This window comes from Inquilinus ginsengisoli, from assembly GCF_050434925.1.
Lineage (GTDB): Bacteria > Pseudomonadota > Alphaproteobacteria > DSM-16000 > Inquilinaceae > Inquilinus > Inquilinus ginsengisoli_B.
In genome coordinates this window covers 5,592,301-5,610,856 of sequence record NZ_JBNDJK010000001.1, presented here as the reverse complement: position 1 = coordinate 5,610,856, position 18,556 = coordinate 5,592,301, and the positions used below count along the sequence as shown (strand labels likewise).

Sequence of the window (18,556 nt, the reverse complement as noted above, 5' to 3'; positions counted from 1 at the left end):
ATGACGCCGATGATAATGACCCACTCTGCACCCATGATCCGGTCCATCCCCGTGTTCGTTGCAGCCTTTCATAGCACGGCATGGCGCGATCGCAAGGCGCTCGCGGCTGCGTCGTGCCGGGCCGATGTTCGTAAGTGAAAATATTGGCATCGTTTCCGCTTCCCGATTAGCATTCTCGTTCGTCCAGCCACGGGAAGAAGAGCGGCCATGAACGCCACGGCGCGGCAGAGCCAGATCGTCGATCTGGTCCGCCAGGAGGGCTATGTCACGGTCGAGGCCCTGGCCGACCGCTTCCAGGTGACGCCGCAGACCATCCGACGCGACATTTCGCTGCTGCAGGACCGGGCCCTGCTGCGGCGCTTTCATGGTGGCGTGACCGCGCCGGGCAGCGTCGAGAACTTCGCCTATTCGACCCGGCAGGTGCTGTGCCTGGAGGAGAAGCGCCGGATCGCCCGGCTGGTGGCGCGGCAGGTGCCGGACAACGCCTCGCTGTTCCTCAACATCGGCACGACGACGGAGGAGGTGGCCCGGGCGCTGCTGGGCCATCGCGGCCTGCGGGTGATCACCAACAACATCAATGTCGCGAACATCCTGTATTCGAATGCGAGCTGCGAGGTGATCGTCGCCGGCGGCGTGGTGCGGGCCCGGGACGGCGGCATCGTCGGCGAGGCGACGCTCGACTTCGTCCGCCAGTTCAAGGTCGATGTCGGGATCATCGGCATCAGCGGCATCGACGGCGACGGCACGCTGCTCGACTACGACTACCGCGAGGTGCGGGTGGCGCGGGCGATCATCGACAATTCGCGCCAGGTGTTCCTGGTGACCGACCACACCAAGTTCGGCCGCAACGCCATGGTGCGGCTGGCCTCGATCGGCGAGATCCACGCCCTGTTCACCGACCGGGCCCCGCCGGCGCCTTTCAGCGAGGCGATCGCCGCCACCACCTGCCGCGTCCACGTCGCCGACTAGCGCCGAGTCGGGCTTTTCAGATCACCTTGTCCTGCTGCAACCGGGAGACCAGGTCCCTGGCCGCCCGGGCGGCGAGATCGACGAAATTGCTGTTCGAGCCGCCGCGCGCGACGGCCTCGCCCTTCCAGATGGCGGCACCGCCGCCCGCCTCCTGCAGGGTGGCGTCGTAGCGGGCCGTGGGCTCCTCGATCCAGCGGCCGCCCGTCGTCAGCCCGGCGAAGGGGCCGGGGTAGTACCCATAGCCATAGCCGTAATACGGGAAGAACGGGTCTCCGACATAGGTCGGCGGGAGGTAGCGGGCGACCGTGGCGCGCTGGTCGACGACGATGCGCAGCACGGCGCGCACGCCGGCTGCGCGGATCGCGGCGGTCTCGGCGGCTGGGCCGCCGGGGCGGGTGGGCGGCGCCAGGTCGATCATCCGCCGGGCCTGCACGCCGCGGGCGGCGAGCTCGGCGACGGCCGCGCTCTCCAGCGCTTCGCGTTCCCCGAGCCGCGGCGTCTCCGCCACCACCACGATCGAGCGGATCGGCGCCCCGCCGCGATAGGCGGGGTCGACATAGCCGGCCACCTGCGTCTGCGCGCAGGCGCCGAGCAGCAGGGCGGTCAGGGCGAGGACGAGGACGCGCATCACGCCTCCTGAGAATCGGTCTCGAAGAGATGGCGCAGCGGACCGCGGCCGCCAAGGACCGTTGTTACGATTGTGACAAATTTGTCGCTCACCAGAGGGGACCGTGGCGGAGAAGCATCTATTAAGCTACGCGGCGGCTGGGCTTAGGGGGGCTTCTTGTGTATTAGGGCGAGGTATTCGGGGCCGTCCGGGGGGAATAATGGCCGTTGCGAGGAAGATAGCCATAGCCGTTGCCGCTGCCGTGATTTCGGCCAGCGCCGTGGCAGCGACGACGGGAACCGCCACGGCCAGCCCGTGGGCGGAGCCGGGCGACTCGACTCTGCGCAACGACATCCACATCCTGGAGAACTTCCGTCTCATCGACGGCGTGCTCAGCGCCTGGCCGCTTCCCTGGGCCCAGATCACCTATCGCCTGGCCAAGGCCGACCGGGACGCGCTGCCGGCCTATGCCCAGGCGGCGCTCGACCGCGTCCGGGCGCGGGCCGCGGCCGAGACCCGGCAGGGCCAGCTGCATGCGGAGCTGCGGGCCGACCTGACCAACCAGCCCGCCTTGGTGCGCGGCTTCGACTACACTGCGCGGCAGCGGGGCGAGATCTCCACGTCCTTCGAGTATATGGGCGAATCGACCGCGCTGCGGCTGTCTGTGGGCGCCTATTCCCGCTTCGCCAAGGGCGACAGCCCCTGGTACTACGCCGGCCAGGATTCGTTCCAGGCGTCGCTCGACGGCACCTACCTCGCGCAGCGGATCGACAACTGGATTCTCTATGCCGGCTGGCTCGACACGTGGTGGGGGCCGGGCGAGACCACCAGCCTGATCCTTTCGACCAACGCGCGGCCGTTCCCGAAGGTCGGCTTCATGCGGTCCAACCCGCATGCCTTCGAGACGCCATGGCTCAGCTGGATCGGCCCCTGGCAGTTCACCGGCTTCCTCGGCGTGCTGCCGGACGACCGGCTGGTCACCAACCCGCTGATGTTCGGGCTGCGGCTGTCGATCAGCCCGATCCCGGGGCTCGAGCTCGGCGGCTCGCGCATCATGATGTTCTGCGGCAGCGGCCGGCCGTGCGGCCCCGGCACCTTCTTCGACGGCTTCTTCGGCAACACCAACGTCGATGATCCGGCGCTGCAGGCCCTGGACCCGGCCAACCAGATCGCCGGTTTCGATGCCCGCTACAGCAACCAGATCTTCGGCCAGCCCTTCGAGATCTATGGCGAGCTGACCGGTGAAGACGCGGCCTATTCCGACATCGGCCTGCCGCTGCCGTCGCGGAACGCCGGCGTGCTCGGCGCCTCGGTCTGGAACGGCTGGGGGGACGAGGGGGCGACGTGGAAGGTCAATGTCGAATATTCGAATTCGACCGCGAACTTCCTGAACGACAAGCTCTACGGCTACTTCTACGAGAGCGGCGCCTATCCGGACGGCTACCGCTTCTACAAGCGCTCGATGGGCGACAGCCTCGACAGCGACGCGGAGCTGTTCGGCGTCACCGGCACCTTTGTCGACACCGACGACTGGACCTACAAAGTCTCCTATTCCCACGCCTATCTGAACCCGAAGAACAACCCGAACAACACGGTCACCCAGACCAAGGAGACGATCAATATGGTCGATCTCGGCGTCTCGATCCCGATGCGGCGCAACACGGTCGGCATCAATCTGCGGTTTCAGGACGACTCGCCGAACAGCCCGGGAGAGCAGAAGCCGATGGCGGCATTGGGCGTGTCGACGACGATCCGCTTCTGAGACCTGTCGAGTGGCTTGGGTTCGCCGGGGCGAATCCAGGCTACGAAGCCTCTCGCAACCGCCGCAGCAGGAACGCCCGCATCGCCGGGTCCTCGCACAGGCCGATGGCGCGCTCGTAGGCCGCGCCCGCCGGCTGGCCGAGCCGCCGCAGCAGATGGGCGGCCAGCGCCCAATAGGGCTGATAGCTCGCCACCGCCTCGGCCGGGATCGCCTCCAGCAGCGCCCATCCGGCCGTGGCGCCGCGTGCCTCGGCGATCGCGGCGGCCTGGCCGACCCGCGCACCGATGGTCGGCGCCAGCCGCACCAGCCCCTCATACAGCAGGGCGATCGCCTCCCAGTCGGTGCGGCTGGTCCGGGCCCGCTGGGCGTGCACCGACTGGATCGCGGCCTCGAGCTGGAACCGCCCGAAGCGCTGGTCCTGGGCGGCGGCCGACAGGATCCGCTCGGCCTCCGTCAGCATCGGCCTCGACCAGCGCGCCGTGTCCTGCTTCGACAGTGGGACATAGTCGCCCTCCGGGCCGCGGCGCGCCTCGCGCCGGGCCTCGCAATGCAACATCAGCGCCAGCAGCCCTTCGACCTCCGGCTCGGCCGGCAGCAGCGGCCGCAGCATCCGGCCGAGATCGATCGCCTCCGCCGCCAGCCCCCGGCGGCGCGGATCGGCGCCGGCAACGTCGTCCCAGCCGCTGCCATAGGCGGCATAGATCGCCTCCAGCACCGCGTCGAGGCGTGGCGGCAGCTCCTTCACCTCCGGCAGCTCGAAGCCGATGCCGGCGTCGCGGATCTTGACCTTGGCGCGCGACAGCCTCTGGCCCATGGCAGCGGGGCTGACCAGAAAGGCCGAGGCGATGCGCGCAGCATCGAGGCCGAGCACGGTCTGCAGCATCAGCGGCGTGTGGATCGCCGGGTCGATCGCCGGATGGGCGCAGACGAAGAGCAGCTTCAGCCGCTCGTCCGGGAAGCGGTCGGCCTCGGCCAGCGCCTCGGCCTCCTCCGCCGCGATGCGGAGATCGGGCACCGCCTCCGCCCGCACCTGGAGATGCCGGGCGCCGTCGATCAGCCGACGCCGCGCCGCGGTCAGCAGCCAGGCCTCCGGCCGGTCCGGCACGCCATCGCGAGGCCAGGTCTCCAGCGCCACCCGGAAGGCGTCGGCCAGCGCGTCCTCCGCCGCCGCGATGTCGCGCGACCGGGCCGCCAGGAAGGTCACCAGCCGGCCATAGGAGTCACGCGCCGCCCGTTCGACGGCGCGGCGCGTGCCCATGCTCACTGCTGCGGCTTCGGCGGCGCCACCGGCCGCACCTCGACCCCGCCGCCCGGGCCGCCCGGATAGCGCGAGGCCCAGTCGAGTGCCACGTCCAGGTTCGGCACCTCGATGATGAAGAAGCCGGCGAGCTGCTCCTTGGTGTCGGCGAAGGGACCGTCCTGCACCTGTCGCCCGCCGCCGCCGATGCGGATCGAGGTGGCGGTGGCCGGCGGCTCCAGCCCGGCGCCGGCGACCACGATCCCGGCCTCCTTCAGCGCCGTCATATACGGCATGAAGGCGGCCCAGAAGGCAGCGTGCTTTTCCGGGTCGCGGCGGGCGGCAAATTCCTCGGGAGTCTGCTGGAACAGCAAGGCGTACTGCATGATCGTCTCCATCGCACGGGGTCGAGCGCATCTCGCTCACCCCCATGACGGGCCGGCAGAGGGCCTTTCGACATCGTCCGCGAAAAAATCGGCGGCGGCTACACCCGCCGGCGGCGCGATTTGGCGAAGGTGTCGAAGGCCACGGCCAGCACGATGATCACGCCGATGATGATCTGCTGGATGTAGGAGGAGACGTTCATCAGCACGAGCCCGTTCAGCAGCACGCCGATCAAGACGGTGCCGATCACCGTGCCGAAGATGGTGCCGATGCCGCCGAACAGGCTGGTGCCGCCGATCACCACCGAGGCGATCACGGTCAGCTCGTAGCCTTGCCCCGCCACCGCCTCAGCCGAGTTCAGCCGGGCCGACAGCACGAAGGCGCCGAGCCCGACGAAGAAGCCCATGATGACGTAGACGCTGAGCAGCACCCGCCGCACCTTCAGCCCGGACAGCCGCGCCGCCTCCGGATTACCGCCGACGGCATAGACCTGGCGGCCGAAGCGGCTGTAGCGCAGCACCAGATGGGCCAGCACGGCGAAGCCCAGGAACACCAGCACCGGCACCGGGATCTCCAGGATCTTGCCCTGGCCCCAGTAGCGGAAATCGGCGTCGAAGCCGCTGATCGGCCCTCCGCCGGACAACAGCAGCGCGGCGCCGCGGAAGGCCGACATGCCGCCCAAGGTCACCACGAAGGGCGGCACCTTGAGCCGGGTGATGGCAAAGCCCTGCACCCCGCCTGCAACCATGCCGAGCAGGATCGAGACCAGGGCGGCGGCGCCCCAGCCCCAGCCTTGAACTTCGTCCGAGCCCAGCGCGAAGTTGCCGGTGGCGCTGCCCTTGGCGACGATGGCGGCAGCGAGGCCGCAGAAGGCCAGGACGGCGCCGACCGACAGGTCGATGCCGGCGGTCAGGATGACGAAGGTCATGCCGATCGCCAGCAGCCCGTAGATCGAGACCTGGCGCAGCACGTTCAGCAGGTTGACGGTGGAGATGAAGCGCGGCTCGGCGATGGCGAAGCCGGCCATCAGCACCACCAGGAAGATCAGCGGCGCGAACCGCGCCAGAAGCCCGAACAGGTCGAAGCCGCCGCGGTCCGGAAGTGTCGTGCCCTGCGCCATCTTGATCTTTCCTATGCCGCCCGGCGGCGAGTCATCAGCCGCATCAGCGTTTCCTCGTCGGCCTCGGCCCGGCCCATCTCGCCGGTGATCCGGCCTTCGCACATGGTGACGATGCGGTCGCTGATCGCCAGCACCTCCGGCAGCTCGGAGGAGATGGCGATCACCGCGATGCCCTCCCGCGCCAGCCGGCCCAGCAGCTGGTGCACCTCGGCCTTGGCGGCGACGTCGATGCCGCGGGTCGGCTCGTCGACGATCAGCACCTTCGGCCGCAGCGCCAGCCAGCGCGCCAGCACCACCTTCTGCTGGTTGCCGCCGGACAGGTTGGCGATCTGCTGCTCCGGCCCCGCCATGCGGATGCCGAGCGCGCGGCGGTATTCCTCGACCAGTCCGCGCTCCTTGCTGTCCGAGACATAGCCGAACAGCCCCGCCAGCTTGCCGAGCGCGGCGATGGCCAGGTTGCTGCGTATCGCCAGCGACAGGAACAGCGCCTGCTGCTTGCGGTCCTCCGGCACCAGGCCGATGCTGTGGCGGATCGCGTCGGCCGGGGATCGGATCTCGACCGACTTGTCCTCGATCAGGACGCGGCCGCCGGTGCGGGCATCGGCGCCGAAGATGGCGCGGGCCAGCTCGGTCCGCCCGGCGCCGACCAGCCCGGCGATGCCCAGGATCTCGCCGCGCCGCACCGCCAGCGACACGTCGTGCAGCACCGTGGCGTGCGGGTTCAGCGCGCTGCGCTCGGTGGCGATGCCCTCGGCCCGCAGCGCCGGCGGGCCGGCCTGGGCCGCCCCGCCCTCAATCCGGGCCAGGGCGCCGAGATCGCGGCCGACCATCATGCGGATGATGTCGTCGACCGTGATCTCGGCCACCTGCGCGCTGCCGACCAGCCGGCCGTCGCGCAGCACGGTGACCCGGTCGCAGACCGTCATCACCTCGTCCAGCCGATGGGTGACGTAGATCACGGCGATGCCCTGGCCACGCAGCGTGCGGATGATCGCCATCAGCCGGTCGACCTCGGTGGAACTGAGGGCGGAGGTCGGCTCGTCCATCACGATCAGCCGCGATTCCATCGACAGGGCGCGGGCGATCTCGACCATCTGCTGCTCGGCGACGCTCAGGTCGCGCACCAGCCGGCGCGGATCGATGGCCAGGCCGATCCGGTCCAGCGCCGCCTTCGCCGCCCGGTGCATCGCCGACCAGTCGACCAGCCCGGCCCGTCCCGGCTCGCGGCCGATCAGGATGTTCTCCCCGACCGTCAGGCTCGGGATCAGGTTGAACTCCTGATAGATCGTGACGATGCCGCGCCGCTGCGCCTCATAGGGCGCAGCGAAGCTGACCGTCTCGCCGGCGAAGACGATGCTGCCGCCGTCCGGCGCCTGCGCCCCGGACAGGATCTTCAGCAGCGTCGACTTGCCGGCGCCGTTCTCGCCGAGCAGGCCATGCACCTCACCGGCCGCGACCTCCAGCCCGACGCCGTCCAGGGCGACGACGCCCGGGAAGCGCTTGGTGATCGCGGTCATGCGCAGCAGCGGTTCGGTCATCCGTGTCCTCTCCCTCTTGTCATGCCCGGGCTTGACCCGGGCATCCAGGGCGGCAAGAGCAGCTCTTCATGGCCCCTGGATCGCCGGGTCGAGCCCGGCGATGACAGGATTGGGAAAGTACTACTTCACCTCGCCGATGCGCTCGGCCTTGTCGAGATTGGCCTTGGTGATGGCGATCGGGGTCAGCAGGATCAGCGACGGATCCGGCTTCTTCTCGGTCTTCAGGTAGTCGACCAGCACCTCGACCGCCTTACGGCTCTGGCCGCCCGGGAACTGCTCGATGGTGCCGGCCAGGCCGCCGTCGCGGATGCTGCCCAGCGCCTCCGGCAGCGCGTCGAAGCCGATGATCTTGATCTTGTCCTGCAGGTTGCGGCCGCGCACCGCCTCGAGCGCGCCGAGCGCCATGTCGTCATTGGCGGCGACGATCACGTCGGGCGGCGTCGACAGCCCGGCCAGGATCGATTCGGTGATGCTCAGTCCCTGGTCGCGGGCGAAGTTGGCGGTCTGCTCCGCCACGAACTTGTACTTGTCCTTGTGGGCGTCGAGGACGTTGTGCACGCCCTTGTTGCGGTCGATCGCCGGGCTGGCGCCCGGCTGGCCCTGCAGGTTCACGATGGTGGCGCCGTTCGGATAGCTGTCCATCAGCCATTTCGCCTGGGCCTCGCCGCCCAGCACGTTGTCGGCACCGACATGGGCCAGGATGCCGTCGACGCCGGTGACGCGGCGGTCGATGGTCACCACCGGCACGCCGGCCTCCACCGCCTCGCCCAGCACCGGCGCCATGGCGTTGACGTCGATCGGGCTGATCACGATGCCGTCGACCTTCTGCACCATCGCCGCCTCGACATCGGCGGTCTGCTTCGGCGCGCTGTTCTGGCCGTCGGATTCGACCGACGCGACGCCCAGCTTCTCCGCCTCAGCCTTCAACTCCTTCATCATATGGACGAAGAACGGGAAGCCCAGGCTGGGCACCGATGTCAGGATGGTCTTCTTGTCCTGCGCCGCCGCCGGCAGGGCGACCGCGATCGCCAGGACCGCGCCCAGCAGGGCGCGCTGCAACGTACCAGTCATGAGCTCTCCTCCACGGCGATTTGGTTGCCGGGGGCGGTGCCGCGCCGCGATCCCGACTCTTTGTTCAGCTCAAATTGTCGGATGATTGATCGGCCACTGTCAACGGAGTGCTCGGGAGCGGCGGCGTTGGACAGAACGGGGGCGGATGGCGGATAAGCGTCGTGATCGGGGCCGCACGGGACGAGTGACGATGACGAAGGCGAAAACGGTCGACCTGCCGGCGACCGCGACGCAGCCCGGCAGCCCGCTGGTGGTGCCGGTGGTGTTGTCCGGCGGTTCGGGGACGCGGCTGTGGCCGCTGTCGCGGGCCGGCTATCCCAAGCAGTTCCTGCCGTTGGTGTCGGACAGCACCATGATCCAGGAGACGGTGGCCCGGGTCGGCGAGGCCGACGGCTTCGCGCCGCCGGTGTTCATCTGCGCCGACGACCACCGCTTCATCGTCGCCGAGCAGATGCGCCAGATCGGCGTGGCGCCCGACGCCATCATCCTCGAGCCCTCGGCCCGCAACACGGCGCCGGCCGTCGCCGTCGCCGCCCGCTTCCTGGCCGACCGCGACCCCGACACCCTGATGCTGGTGCTGCCGGCCGACCACCACATCGCCGATCCGAAGGGCTTCCGCGCCGCCATCGCCATCGCCGCCCCGGCCGCCCGCGCCGGCCATCTGATGACCTTCGGCATGCGGCCGACGGCGCCCGAGACCGGCTTCGGCTACATCCTGCCCGGCGACGCCATCGCCGAGGCCCCCGGCGCCCGCACCGTCGCCCGATTCATCGAGAAGCCGCCGCTCGAGACCGCCGAGCGCTTCCTGGCCGAAGGCCAGCACCTGTGGAACGCCGGCATCTTCCTGTTCACCGCCGGACAGTATCTGGCCGAGTGCGCCCGCCACGCGCCGGCCGTGCTGGCCGCCGCCGACGCCGCGCTCAAGGCCGCCTCGCGCGACCTCACCTTCCTGCGCCTCGACGCCGCCGCCTTCGTCCAGGCCCCGTCGATCTCGATCGACCATGCGGTGATGGAGAAGACCGACCGCGCCGGCATCGTCCCGGCCTCGATCGGCTGGACCGATGTCGGATCCTGGTCCTCGCTGTGGGAAGTCGGCGACCGCGACGCCGACGGCAACCTGACCCAGGGCGATGCGCTGACCCTGTCCTCGCGCAACTGCCTGGTCCGCTCCGACGGCATCCTCACCGCCGTGATCGGCCTCGAGGACGCCATCGTCATCGCCACCGACGACGCCGTGCTGGTCGCCGCCAAGGACCGGGTCCAGGACGTCAAGGCGATCACCGACCGGCTCAAGGCCGCCAAGCGGCCCGAAGCCGTGATCCACCGCGAGATCTACCGGCCCTGGGGCACGGTCAAGTCGCTGCATGCCGGCGACCGCTTCCAGGTCAAGCGCGTCCTGATCCATCCCGGCCAGGCCGTCGCCCTGCAGCGCCACTACCACCGCTCCGAGCACTGGGTCGTGCTGTCCGGCACCGCCCGCGTCACCATGGAGGGCCAGTCCCGCATCCTGCGCGAGAACGAGGCCGTCTACCTGCCGATCGGCACCGACCACAAGCTGGAGAACCCCGGCAGGATCGACCTCGAGCTGATCGAGGTCCGCACCGGACCCTATCTCGGCGAGGACGACGTCGTCCGGCTCGAGGAGCCCTGAGGCGGAAGTCGCAGGTTGAGTTCGCCACGGCGAACCCAGCCTACGGGTGCCACAACGCCATGGTGTCCGTGATCCGCTGCCGGGCCGTGGCGACCACCGCGTCGGACACCGTCGGTCGGGTCAGGAACTCGGCCCAGCTGAACAGGTCCGCCAGCGCCGCCATCCGGCGCCATTCCGCCGGCAGGTCGCCGCCTGCCGCGCGGTAGCCGGCGGCGACGGCATCGGCGAAGCCCGGGCGAGGTCCGAGCGGCGGCCGCAGCAGGTTGCCGAAATCGAAGAACGGGCTGCCGGCAAAGGCGAACTCCCAGTCCAGCACGGCGGCGACGGCCCAGCCGCTGGCTTCCGAACGGACCAGGATGTTGGTGCCGCCGAAATCGGAATGGGTCAGGCAGGGCGGGCCGGGCCAGCGGTCGAGCAGCCCGGCCTCGCGCTCTGCGAAGGCGATCAGCCGGCCGGCCAGGTCGCGGCCCAGGCGGTCGCCGCCAGGGCCGTCGACCAGCACATGGCGCAGGAAGCCGATCAGCCCGGCACCGCCGGCATCGACCGGCTCGGCCACGGCCAGCGACCCGTCGAGGAAGCCGCTGCGGTCGAAGCGCGCGGCATGGATCGACGCCAGCGCACCGCCGATGGAACGGCCGAGCGGCAGCAGCGCCGAATCGTCCAGCTCGCGGGCAGCCTCGTCCAGCTGCCGGCCTTCGACCCATTCCAGCAGGGCGAAGGGCAGGCCCGTCACCGGGTCGTCGCCGCTGCCCAGCAGCCGGGGGACCGGGATGCCGTGCTCGGCGGCCAGGGCATGGATCGCCCGTTCCTTCGCCGCCTGCGCCGGGTCGCGCTGGAACAGCCGCAGCACCACCGGCGGATGGCCGTCGAGGTCCAGGCGGAGATTGGTGTTGGCCAGGCCGCCCGACAGCTCGGTGACCCGCAGCACCGCCGGCCGGCCGGGCAGGGACTGGACCATCGCCAACGCCTGGTCCGGGCTGAGGACCGCCGCCGGATACGGCCTGGACCAGCTCTCGCGCATTACCGGGCCAGGGCGCGGACCACGCGGTCGGCCATGGCCGGCACCTCCGCCAGGTCGTGATAGAGGCCGAAGCCGAAGCGCAGCCGGTCGTCGCGGTGGTCGACGACGATGCCGGCCGCCCGCAGCCGATCGTCGATCCCGCCGGCGGCGTCAGTGCGGTAGGTCAGGAAATGGCCACGGACCGGCGTGTCGAGCGGCACCAGGAGCCGGTCGCGGGTCAGCACCCCGGCCCGGCCCAGCGCTTCGGCGAAGGCCTGCTGCAGCGCGAGCACGTGATCGTGGATCGCCGGCACGTCGATGCCGTGCGCGTCCAGCAGGTCGAGCACGGCGAGCAGGCGGTACAGGCCGGAGGGGTCGAAGGTCGAGCCGAGGAAGCGGCTGCCGTCGGTGCCGTAGGGCACGCGCCCGTCCTGCGCCCCGGCCAAGGCGCCGAAGGCGGCATACCAGCCGGTGTCGCGCGGCCGCGGGCCGTAACCGGGCGGCACATGCAGGAAGCAGGCGCCTTCGCCGGCCATGGCGTATTTGTAGCCGCCGGCGATGTAGAAGGCGCGGGCCGCGATGGCGGACAGGTCGGTCGGCAGCGCCATGAAGCCGTGATAGCCGTCGACCGCGACCAGCGTCTCCCGGTCCGGCACCGCGGCCACCAGCGCCGCCAGGTCGGGCACGGCATAGCCGGAGTTGAAGAACACCTGGCTGAAGAACACCAGGTCGTGGCCGCCGGCTCCGGCCGCCGCGGCGAAGCGGGCGGGGAAGTCGGCGGTCGGCTCCTGCGCCACGCGGGTGACCTGGACCAGCCCGTCCTCCTCCAGCCTTGCGATCTGCCGGCGGAAACTGTGGAACTCGGAATCGGTGGTCAGCGCCCGGGCTGGCCGGTTCGTGGGCAGGCAGGACAGCAGCCGCCGCACGAATTCATGCGTGTTCGGCGCGAAGGCGAGGGAGGCCGGGTCGGGCAGGGTCAGGATCGCGGCGATCCGAGCCTGCAGCCGCGGCACCACGTCGCCGAACACCAGCTCCCATTTGTGGTCGGCCAGGCGGGCGGTGTCTTCGACATAGCGAGCCTGCGCCTCGAACACGACATCGGGCCACAGGTGATGGCTGTGCGCGGCCAGATGCAGCCGCTCCGGCGCCGCTGCCAGGAAGCGGGAGAACAGCGGCTTGAAGCTCATGCCCCGGCCTCCTCGCCATAGGAGAGCCCGGTGCGGCGGGTGATCTCGTCCGGCAGCGGCGGCAGGGCCGAGCGCGGGATCAGATAGGTGGAGAGGGTGAACAGGTCGCCGAACACCCGGTGCCGCTCGGCGGTGCGGGCCAGGTAGTCATGGCCGGACGATCCGCCGGTGCCGGTCTTCAGCCCGATCATGCGCTGGACCATCAGCGCATGGCGGTAGCGCCACAGCGTCATGGTCTCGTCGAGGTCCATCAGCAGGCTCAGCAGCCCAAACGGCACCTGCAGCGCCGGCTCGTCCCGGTACAGGTTGATGAATAGCGCCGCCTGCAGCGCCCGCCAGGACATCCGCCAGGATCCCTGCGCCGCCTCCTCGGCATGGCGGGCCTCGTCGAACAGCGCGTCGAAGCGCGACAGCGCCTGGCGCAGCGCCGCCACCTCCTTCTCCCGCGCCGTCTCGTCCAGCGTCGGATGGGCGGTCAGGTGGCCGATATCGCCCTCCAGCATCGCCACCACGGCCTGGCGATAGGCCTCGCGGAAGCGGTAGCCGCCGAGCTCGATGAACGGCGTGCGGGCCAGCCAGGCGTCGAGCTGCTCGAACAGGCTGGGCTGGCCGCCTGCCGCTTCGACCTTCTCGCGCCCCGGTGATTCCAGCCGGGCCTCGAAGGACCGGCCCTCATAGGCCAGCCGGTCGGCCGCGCGCAGGCCGAGGCGGATCTCGATCAGCCGGAACTGCGCACTCTGGAAGCCGGAGGCCGGGCGCAGCAGGTCGCGGAAGTCGAGGAAGTCTAGCGGCGTCATGGTCTCGAGCACGTCGAGCTGGTGCACGCCGAGCTTCAGGATCTCGTGGATGCGGCGCAGGGCCCGGCTGGCCCGGCCGACGGCACGGTCGTCGACCCGCTCGGCGGCGAATACCCCCTGCACGGCGTCGAGCTCGAACAGGATCTGCTTGAACCACAGCTCGTAGGCCTGGTGCACGATGATGAACAGCATCTCGTCATGCGCCGGCCGCCCGGCCTTCTCGCTTTCGCGGGCCTGCAGGTCGAGCAGTTTGTCGAGCTGGAGATATGATCCGTAATGGACGCCTGGTTCGGCCATGGCGCGCCTCCCGGTGGCTATGCCTGCCGGTTGCCGACCGGAGTCGACCGCGGTCCAGTGCTGGTGGTGACCGGAAGCTAGCGCGGAGGCGGCGCGGACGGCAAGTCGTCAGCCGCCGGTCAGGGCCAAGGATAGCCGGCGACGGGAATGCCGGCCTTGACCATCTCGGCCGCCACCTCGCGTCGATATGCGACGACATCCGGCACCGGCACGGCACGGAGGCGGTCGACCTCCTCGGCCGTGAAGGGCGGGACAACGGCCTGGGTCTCCGGCGCGCCGAAGCTGGCGATGACGTGGTTCATTACGGCGGCGATGCGGCCGTTCGACAGGCTGGAATTGACCACGCCCGGGACATGCATGACGTAGATCCGGCCCGCCTCGGTGCGGCCGAAGCCGTCGACATAGCCGTGGAAATCGGGGATGCCGCGGTCCGGGCTGCCCGATCCGTCGGCGCCGTGGCAGCCCGAGCATTTCAGCATGTAATCGATATGGGCCGTGCGGGCGTCCTGAGCCCAGGCGGGGGCGGCCAGCAGCAGCGCGGCGAGGGAGGCAAGGACAGGCCGCAGGGCCGTCATGAGCCCTTGCGCAGCGTCTGCAGCGCCGAATGGGATGGCAGCGCCGCGCGGGTCTTGGCGATCAAAGCGGGGTCGATCGCCCGGCCGGTCTGGTTCAGCGTGCCGAGCAGGTAGGAGCCGATCGCCGCCAGCTCCTCGTCGGTCATCGGTTGGGGCGGCATGACCAGCCCGGCATAGATTTGGCCGCCGGACCGGATCGTGCCGGACAGGCCGGCCGCCATCACCCCGGCGACATAGCCGGGGGCCGAGTCGCCCAGGCTCCGCCACAGGGCGGCGTCGTTGAGCGGCGGGGCGATGCCCGGATTGCCGACCCCGCCGGCCTGGTGGCAGGCGGCGCAGACGGAGTCGAACAGGGCCTTGCCGTCCTGCGCCTGCGCAGGCGCTGCGATCGCCGCCAGCAGGATTGTCGCCGGCACGATCCTCATTCGGCGATGCCCACCAGCGCGGCGACGGTGCAGTGATAGCCCTGCGAGGTGTTGGCCATGCACCAGTTGATGTCGTTGTGCAGGCCCATGCGGTAGCCCGGACGCTCGCGCTCATTGGTGTTGCAGAACGGGGCGTTGTCGCAGATCGCCTTGCCGCAGCAGTCGTTGTAGGACACCAGATAGTCCTTGTCGTCGGTCGGGTTGCGGCAGGTGCCGACCCAGGTGACCTTCGAGATCTCCGACCCGGGCGGGCACTGGTTCACCGAGCCGCCGCAGCTGCTGCAGAGATTGCCGTCCAGCGCGCAGTAGCGCCAGTACTCGCAGGCGGTCGGGTCGTCGATCCCTCCGACGGCCGCGTGGGCCTGGCCGAAGGTGCGGTCGAAGGGCAGGACCGGCAGCAGCATGCCGCCGACCAGCGCGGTGCCGGATCTGGCCAGGAAGGAGCGGCGGCTGCTGCCCAGAGCCAGCCGGCGGCTGCCGGTCTCGGCGATCCGGTCGATGAAGCCGGTGAGCGTGTCGAAGAGCGTGATCACGGGGTGCTCCTTTCCGGCGTCAGCTGCGGGCCGGGGCGGTGCCGTCCAGGAAATCCTGGATTGAGGCGACGCCCATCTCCTTGGCGTTGAACAGGCTCTCGAGCTGCTCGCGGCTGTTGACCAGCCCCTTGGAGAGGACGGTGCCGTCCTCGCCGAGCAACACGGCGAAGGGCAGGCGCGAGACCCGGTAGGTGAGGCCGAGCTCGGTCGAGTTGACATAGGGGAAGGCAGTCAGCCCGGCGGTCTGGATGAAGCGGCGCTGCTTCTCCTCCTCGCCGTCGCTGGCCAGCACCACATCCAGCCACGGGCGCTCCGCCTCGCGCACCGAGCGCAGCACCGGCAGCAGCTTCTTGCAGATCGGGCAGGTCGGCGACAGGAAGAAGACCAGCGTCGAGCGGCCGGGCCGCGGCCCGATCGCGACCTCGCCGCCATTCAGGCTGGCCAGGGTGACGCGCGGCGAGACATCGCCGATCTTCGGCCCGGAATCATTGACCAGGGCGCCGAGCGGGGTGATGCGCTCATACAGCACGCCGATCTGCCGCGACAGGGCGAACAGGGCGACGATCAGGCCGAGCACGACGGCCCAGAGCAAGGCCAGCGCGAAGATCATCAGAGTCATGGAATGCCCCTTCCTTGAACGTCAGCGCCGGATGCCGATGAATGCGGCGTTGGCGAGGATCTGCTCGGCCAGCAGATAGGCGGCGAATCCGGTCAGTCCGCCGAGGGTGACGACCAGCGTCCCGGCGAGGCCGGGGACGGAGAGCGGGACGGCCGCCGCGGCCCCGGCGATCACGGCCAGGACCAGGTTGCGTCCGACCAGCAGCCAACCGAGGGGCTGGGGCGCGCCGCCGCAGCCGCATTCGATGCGGTCGCGGCCGCGCCGGAGGTTCACCGCCATGCCGCCGGCATAGGCCAGCAGCAGGGCGGCGGCGAGCAGGGCGCCGACGGTCTGGCCGCCGGGCACGATCAACGCCAGGACGACGGTGAGCTCGACCGCGGTGACCAGCGCCGCGAGCGGCCGCGCCATCGATTCCGGCACCAGCCGATAGTCGGCGACGAAGCCGGTGAAGGCGGTGAAGTCGAACACCTTGTGGATCGCCGCGCGGGCGAAGATCAGGGCGATGAAGGCGATCGCCGTCGCCGGGGCGAGGGTCTCCATCACTCGACCACCGCCAGCATCATCGGGAACCCGGTGACGCCGGCCTCTCCGGCCGCCTTGAGGGCATAGCCGGCGGCCGGATCGGTGGTGAAGCGCAGCAGCGATCCTGTCTCGGTGGTGCCGAACAGCACCGGCGTGTCGCCGCCGTTGACGGCGATCGAGACGACATGCTCGACCGGCGAGCGCGACAGCAGCTTCCTGGCCTTCAGGTCATAGGCCCAGATCTCATGAGCGGCCGCCTTGTGGCTGCCGTCCTTGGCGTCCGGATGCATGGTGACGAACAGGATGCCCTTGGCGGCGTTGACCGCGGCGATGCCGTAGCCGCCCGGCGCCCAGCCGCCAGCGACCCCGCCGGTCAGGTCGAAGGTCTCGGCGGTCTTCATCGGGCCGCCGTCGTCCTTCAGCAGCAGCGCCTTGCCGCCATAGGTCACGAACACCCGGCCACCGTCGTAGGCGGCGGGGGCGATGAAGACCGGGTCGGCATCGGCGTCGAACAGCGCCGCGCTCGGCACCTTCTCCTCCGCCTTGCCATCCGGCCCAAGGCTGATGTCCTGGAAGGTGCCGTCGCCGCAGGCGGTGGCGAAGCGGTCGCCCTGGGCCGAGGGGTAGATGCCGTAGCAGCCCGGTGTCGGAATCTCCTCGGTGACGCTGCCGGCGGTCAGGTCGACCACGGTGACCGAGGTCGCCGGGGTGGCGTTCTGCACCAGCAGGAACCGGCCCGTCGCGGTCCGCTGCAGGAGAGGGGCATAGCCCAGCGCCATGGCGGCCTTCGACGGCAGCACGATCTCCTTGGTCATGGCCAGCCCGGGGACGTCGTAGATCTCCACCACCTGCTCGTTCGGGCCGTGGGTGATCCGCTTCAGGTAGCTGGACTGGCCATAGGCCGTCTTGCCGTCCGGCGCGATCAGCATCTGGCCCATCGAGCCGGAGGCCATCAGCCCCTTGAAGGCGAGGTCGGCCTGGCCGAAGACGGCGATGCTGCCGGCGCCCTTCCATTCCTGCTGGTAGACGAAGACGTTCGGCCCCGGATCGATCGCTGCCTTGACGGTCACGACCTCCGGGGTGAACTCCGCCGCGAAGGCGGCGGGGGCGAGGGCCAGGACGGCGGCCCCCAGGACGAGTCGGCTCGGAGTTGCCACGTCGTGATCTCCCCCTCTGTCGGTCGCGGCAACGATAGCGACGGATTTTCTGTCGCCGCTATCCAGTTTACCGGGGGAGATTGCGCAAAAATTGGGCCGTCACCGGCATTGACCGAAATCTGGGCTCGTGATCCGATCATGCCGATTGGCTGGACGAGCGGCCCTGATGCCCGAGGTCGTCTACACCCGTCGCGATTACACCGACGCCTGCGCCCAGGAAGGTGCGCTGCTGGGCTGGCAGCAGCGCTATGCCCAGTTGAACCCCGGCCCCTATCGCGGCGCGGTCGAGATGCTGCGGCTGGCCGGCGTCTGCCTCTGGCGGGAACGGGTCAGCGTCGCGGTCGAGGAGGCGACCGCCGCCCCGGACGGGCAGGTCGTGTTCGTGCGCGCCCTGGCGGATCGAAACACCTACCGGATGAACGCGGTGCCGGTCGGCAGCGGGGAGGTGCTGGTGATGCGGGGCGGCGAGGAGCTCCACGCCAGCCTCGCGCCGGACAGCGACATCCTGATCGTCTCGGTCGAGGCGGAGAAGGTGTTCGGGGCGTCGGCGCTGCAGGCCCCGGCCTTGGCGGCGCCGACCTTCCCGGACATGGAAGCGACCACCCAGTGGTTGGTTGGGCTGATGGTGCTGTTCTCGAGCGCGATGGCCTTGCCGGGCGAGGATCTGGCCCGGCTGCTGCCGGAGTTGATCGCCGACAAGCTCGGTTTCCTCTATGCGCAGATCCTGCACCGCACGCGGGGAACGCGGCCGCTGCGGTCCGGCGACCACAGGCTGTACCGGCGGGCGCGGGAGATCGTCGACGACCAGCCGGACGAGCCGATCGGCGTGACCCAGCTCGCTCGCCGGCTCGGCGTCTCGAGCGAAATCCTGCGCTCCGCCTTCAAGGAGACGGTGGGGGTCGGCCCGGGCCTGTGGCTGCGGCTGAAGCGGCTGGACGGCGCCCGGCGCGACCTGCTGGCGGCGGACGGCTCGGACCGCACGGTCTCCGACATCGCCATGAAATGGGGCTTCTGGCATCTCGGCCGGTTCTCGGCCTACTACGCCGCACTCTACGGCGAATCCCCGTCCAGGACGGTGCGCAGCCGCGGGTGACGGCAACCGATG

The 18,556-nt window shown here is 70.2% G+C and carries 19 protein-coding genes; 4 read left to right on the top strand and 15 right to left on the bottom strand.

Going from position 1 to position 18,556, the window contains the following annotated elements; genetic code table 11:
• The first annotated feature begins 207 nt into the window (after positions 1-207).
• Positions 208-969: a DeoR/GlpR family DNA-binding transcription regulator gene (locus QFZ27_RS26785; protein ID WP_429229511.1), complete on the top strand. Its 762-nt coding sequence runs from the start codon at positions 208-210 to the stop codon at positions 967-969.
• 16 nt (positions 970-985) lie between these two features.
• Here QFZ27_RS26785 and QFZ27_RS26780 read toward each other — a convergent pair whose 3' ends face one another.
• Positions 986-1,597 carry a hypothetical protein gene (locus tag QFZ27_RS26780; protein ID WP_429229510.1) on the bottom strand — a complete coding sequence of 204 codons (612 nt, stop codon included), beginning with the start codon at positions 1,595-1,597 and terminating at the stop codon, positions 986-988.
• A gap of 259 nt (positions 1,598-1,856) precedes the next feature.
• On the opposite strand from QFZ27_RS26780, the gene QFZ27_RS26775 reads away from it, so the two are divergent.
• Positions 1,857-3,338, top strand: a complete 1,482-nt coding sequence (locus tag QFZ27_RS26775; protein ID WP_429229509.1) for a capsule assembly Wzi family protein — start codon at positions 1,857-1,859, stop codon at positions 3,336-3,338.
• A gap of 40 nt (positions 3,339-3,378) precedes the next feature.
• Here QFZ27_RS26775 and QFZ27_RS26770 read toward each other — a convergent pair whose 3' ends face one another.
• The 5 genes from QFZ27_RS26770 to QFZ27_RS26750 form a co-directional block, all read right to left on the bottom strand.
• Positions 3,379-4,596, bottom strand: a complete 1,218-nt coding sequence (locus QFZ27_RS26770) for an RNA polymerase sigma factor (RefSeq protein WP_429229508.1) — start codon at positions 4,594-4,596, stop codon at positions 3,379-3,381.
• 2 nt (positions 4,597-4,598) lie between these two features.
• The gene (locus tag QFZ27_RS26765; protein ID WP_429229507.1) at positions 4,599-4,961 is read right to left on the bottom strand and encodes a YciI family protein; all 363 of its coding nucleotides are present in this window, start codon (positions 4,959-4,961) and stop codon (positions 4,599-4,601) included.
• Between the two features lie 98 nt (positions 4,962-5,059).
• On the bottom strand, positions 5,060-6,079 hold the full coding sequence (locus QFZ27_RS26760) for an ABC transporter permease (protein ID WP_429229506.1): 1,020 nt from the start codon (positions 6,077-6,079) through the stop codon (positions 5,060-5,062).
• A gap of 11 nt (positions 6,080-6,090) precedes the next feature.
• Entirely contained in the window at positions 6,091-7,617 is a 1,527-nt protein-coding gene (locus QFZ27_RS26755; RefSeq protein WP_429229505.1) for a sugar ABC transporter ATP-binding protein, read from the bottom strand.
• Between the two features lie 120 nt (positions 7,618-7,737).
• Positions 7,738-8,688 carry a substrate-binding domain-containing protein gene (locus QFZ27_RS26750; RefSeq protein WP_429229504.1) on the bottom strand — a complete coding sequence of 317 codons (951 nt, stop codon included), beginning with the start codon at positions 8,686-8,688 and terminating at the stop codon, positions 7,738-7,740.
• A 190-nt stretch (positions 8,689-8,878) separates the two neighbouring features.
• Here QFZ27_RS26750 and QFZ27_RS26745 point away from each other — a divergent pair, with 190 nt between their 5' ends.
• A complete protein-coding gene (locus QFZ27_RS26745; protein ID WP_429229503.1) occupies positions 8,879-10,339 on the top strand; it encodes a mannose-1-phosphate guanylyltransferase/mannose-6-phosphate isomerase in 1,461 nt (486 codons plus the stop codon).
• Between the two features lie 40 nt (positions 10,340-10,379).
• On the opposite strand, the gene QFZ27_RS26740 is transcribed toward QFZ27_RS26745, so the two are convergent.
• The 9 genes from QFZ27_RS26740 to QFZ27_RS26700 form a co-directional block, all read right to left on the bottom strand.
• Positions 10,380-11,297 carry a phosphotransferase family protein gene (locus QFZ27_RS26740; protein ID WP_429229502.1) on the bottom strand — a complete coding sequence of 306 codons (918 nt, stop codon included), beginning with the start codon at positions 11,295-11,297 and terminating at the stop codon, positions 10,380-10,382.
• Positions 11,298-11,359: 62 nt separating this feature from the next.
• Entirely contained in the window at positions 11,360-12,526 is a 1,167-nt protein-coding gene (locus QFZ27_RS26735) for an aminotransferase class V-fold PLP-dependent enzyme (RefSeq protein ID WP_429229501.1), read from the bottom strand.
• The gene (locus tag QFZ27_RS26730) at positions 12,523-13,641 is read right to left on the bottom strand and encodes a tryptophan 2,3-dioxygenase family protein (RefSeq protein ID WP_429232496.1); all 1,119 of its coding nucleotides are present in this window, start codon (positions 13,639-13,641) and stop codon (positions 12,523-12,525) included. The genes QFZ27_RS26735 and QFZ27_RS26730 overlap by 4 nt, the downstream gene beginning before the upstream one ends.
• 98 nt (positions 13,642-13,739) lie before the next feature.
• Positions 13,740-14,195 (bottom strand): c-type cytochrome, encoded by a 456-nt coding sequence (locus QFZ27_RS26725; protein WP_429229500.1) that lies wholly within the window; start codon positions 14,193-14,195, stop codon positions 13,740-13,742.
• The gene (locus tag QFZ27_RS26720) at positions 14,192-14,611 is read right to left on the bottom strand and encodes a c-type cytochrome (protein WP_429229499.1); all 420 of its coding nucleotides are present in this window, start codon (positions 14,609-14,611) and stop codon (positions 14,192-14,194) included. The genes QFZ27_RS26725 and QFZ27_RS26720 overlap by 4 nt, the downstream gene beginning before the upstream one ends.
• A 5-nt stretch (positions 14,612-14,616) precedes the next feature.
• Entirely contained in the window at positions 14,617-15,153 is a 537-nt protein-coding gene (locus tag QFZ27_RS26715; RefSeq protein WP_429229498.1) for a methylamine dehydrogenase light chain, read from the bottom strand.
• A gap of 19 nt (positions 15,154-15,172) precedes the next feature.
• Positions 15,173-15,772: a thioredoxin-like domain-containing protein gene (locus QFZ27_RS26710; protein ID WP_429229497.1), complete on the bottom strand. Its 600-nt coding sequence runs from the start codon at positions 15,770-15,772 to the stop codon at positions 15,173-15,175.
• Positions 15,773-15,793: 21 nt separating this feature from the next.
• Positions 15,794-16,312 (bottom strand): MauE/DoxX family redox-associated membrane protein, encoded by a 519-nt coding sequence (locus tag QFZ27_RS26705; RefSeq protein ID WP_429229496.1) that lies wholly within the window; start codon positions 16,310-16,312, stop codon positions 15,794-15,796.
• Positions 16,312-17,451, bottom strand: a complete 1,140-nt coding sequence (locus tag QFZ27_RS26700) for an amine dehydrogenase large subunit (protein ID WP_429229495.1) — start codon at positions 17,449-17,451, stop codon at positions 16,312-16,314. The genes QFZ27_RS26705 and QFZ27_RS26700 overlap by 1 nt, the downstream gene beginning before the upstream one ends.
• 166 nt (positions 17,452-17,617) lie before the next feature.
• Between QFZ27_RS26700 and QFZ27_RS26695 the strand changes: the two genes are divergently transcribed.
• A complete protein-coding gene (locus tag QFZ27_RS26695) occupies positions 17,618-18,544 on the top strand; it encodes a helix-turn-helix domain-containing protein (protein ID WP_429229494.1) in 927 nt (308 codons plus the stop codon).
• The last annotated feature ends 12 nt before the right edge of the window (positions 18,545-18,556 follow it).

What these genes read in the sequence shown, in the direction of transcription:
- QFZ27_RS26755 (WP_429229505.1), bottom strand. Translation starts at nt 7,617, where the DNA reads ATGACCGAACCGCTGCTGCGCATGACCGCGATCACCAAGCGCTTCCCG.
- QFZ27_RS26785 (WP_429229511.1), top strand. Translation starts at nt 208, where the DNA reads ATGAACGCCACGGCGCGGCAGAGCCAGATCGTCGATCTGGTCCGCCAG.
- QFZ27_RS26725 (WP_429229500.1), bottom strand. Translation starts at nt 14,195, where the DNA reads ATGACGGCCCTGCGGCCTGTCCTTGCCTCCCTCGCCGCGCTGCTGCTG.
- QFZ27_RS26695 (WP_429229494.1), top strand. Translation starts at nt 17,618, where the DNA reads ATGCCCGAGGTCGTCTACACCCGTCGCGATTACACCGACGCCTGCGCC.
- QFZ27_RS26710 (WP_429229497.1), bottom strand. Translation starts at nt 15,772, where the DNA reads ATGACTCTGATGATCTTCGCGCTGGCCTTGCTCTGGGCCGTCGTGCTC.
- QFZ27_RS26770 (WP_429229508.1), bottom strand. Translation starts at nt 4,596, where the DNA reads ATGGGCACGCGCCGCGCCGTCGAACGGGCGGCGCGTGACTCCTATGGC.
- QFZ27_RS26740 (WP_429229502.1), bottom strand. Translation starts at nt 11,297, where the DNA reads ATGGTCCAGTCCCTGCCCGGCCGGCCGGCGGTGCTGCGGGTCACCGAG.
- QFZ27_RS26750 (WP_429229504.1), bottom strand. Translation starts at nt 8,688, where the DNA reads ATGACTGGTACGTTGCAGCGCGCCCTGCTGGGCGCGGTCCTGGCGATC.
- QFZ27_RS26745 (WP_429229503.1), top strand. Translation starts at nt 8,879, where the DNA reads ATGACGAAGGCGAAAACGGTCGACCTGCCGGCGACCGCGACGCAGCCC.
- QFZ27_RS26780 (WP_429229510.1), bottom strand. Translation starts at nt 1,597, where the DNA reads ATGCGCGTCCTCGTCCTCGCCCTGACCGCCCTGCTGCTCGGCGCCTGC.
- QFZ27_RS26705 (WP_429229496.1), bottom strand. Translation starts at nt 16,312, where the DNA reads ATGGAGACCCTCGCCCCGGCGACGGCGATCGCCTTCATCGCCCTGATC.
- QFZ27_RS26735 (WP_429229501.1), bottom strand. Translation starts at nt 12,526, where the DNA reads ATGAGCTTCAAGCCGCTGTTCTCCCGCTTCCTGGCAGCGGCGCCGGAG.
- QFZ27_RS26765 (WP_429229507.1), bottom strand. Translation starts at nt 4,961, where the DNA reads ATGCAGTACGCCTTGCTGTTCCAGCAGACTCCCGAGGAATTTGCCGCC.
- QFZ27_RS26760 (WP_429229506.1), bottom strand. Translation starts at nt 6,079, where the DNA reads ATGGCGCAGGGCACGACACTTCCGGACCGCGGCGGCTTCGACCTGTTC.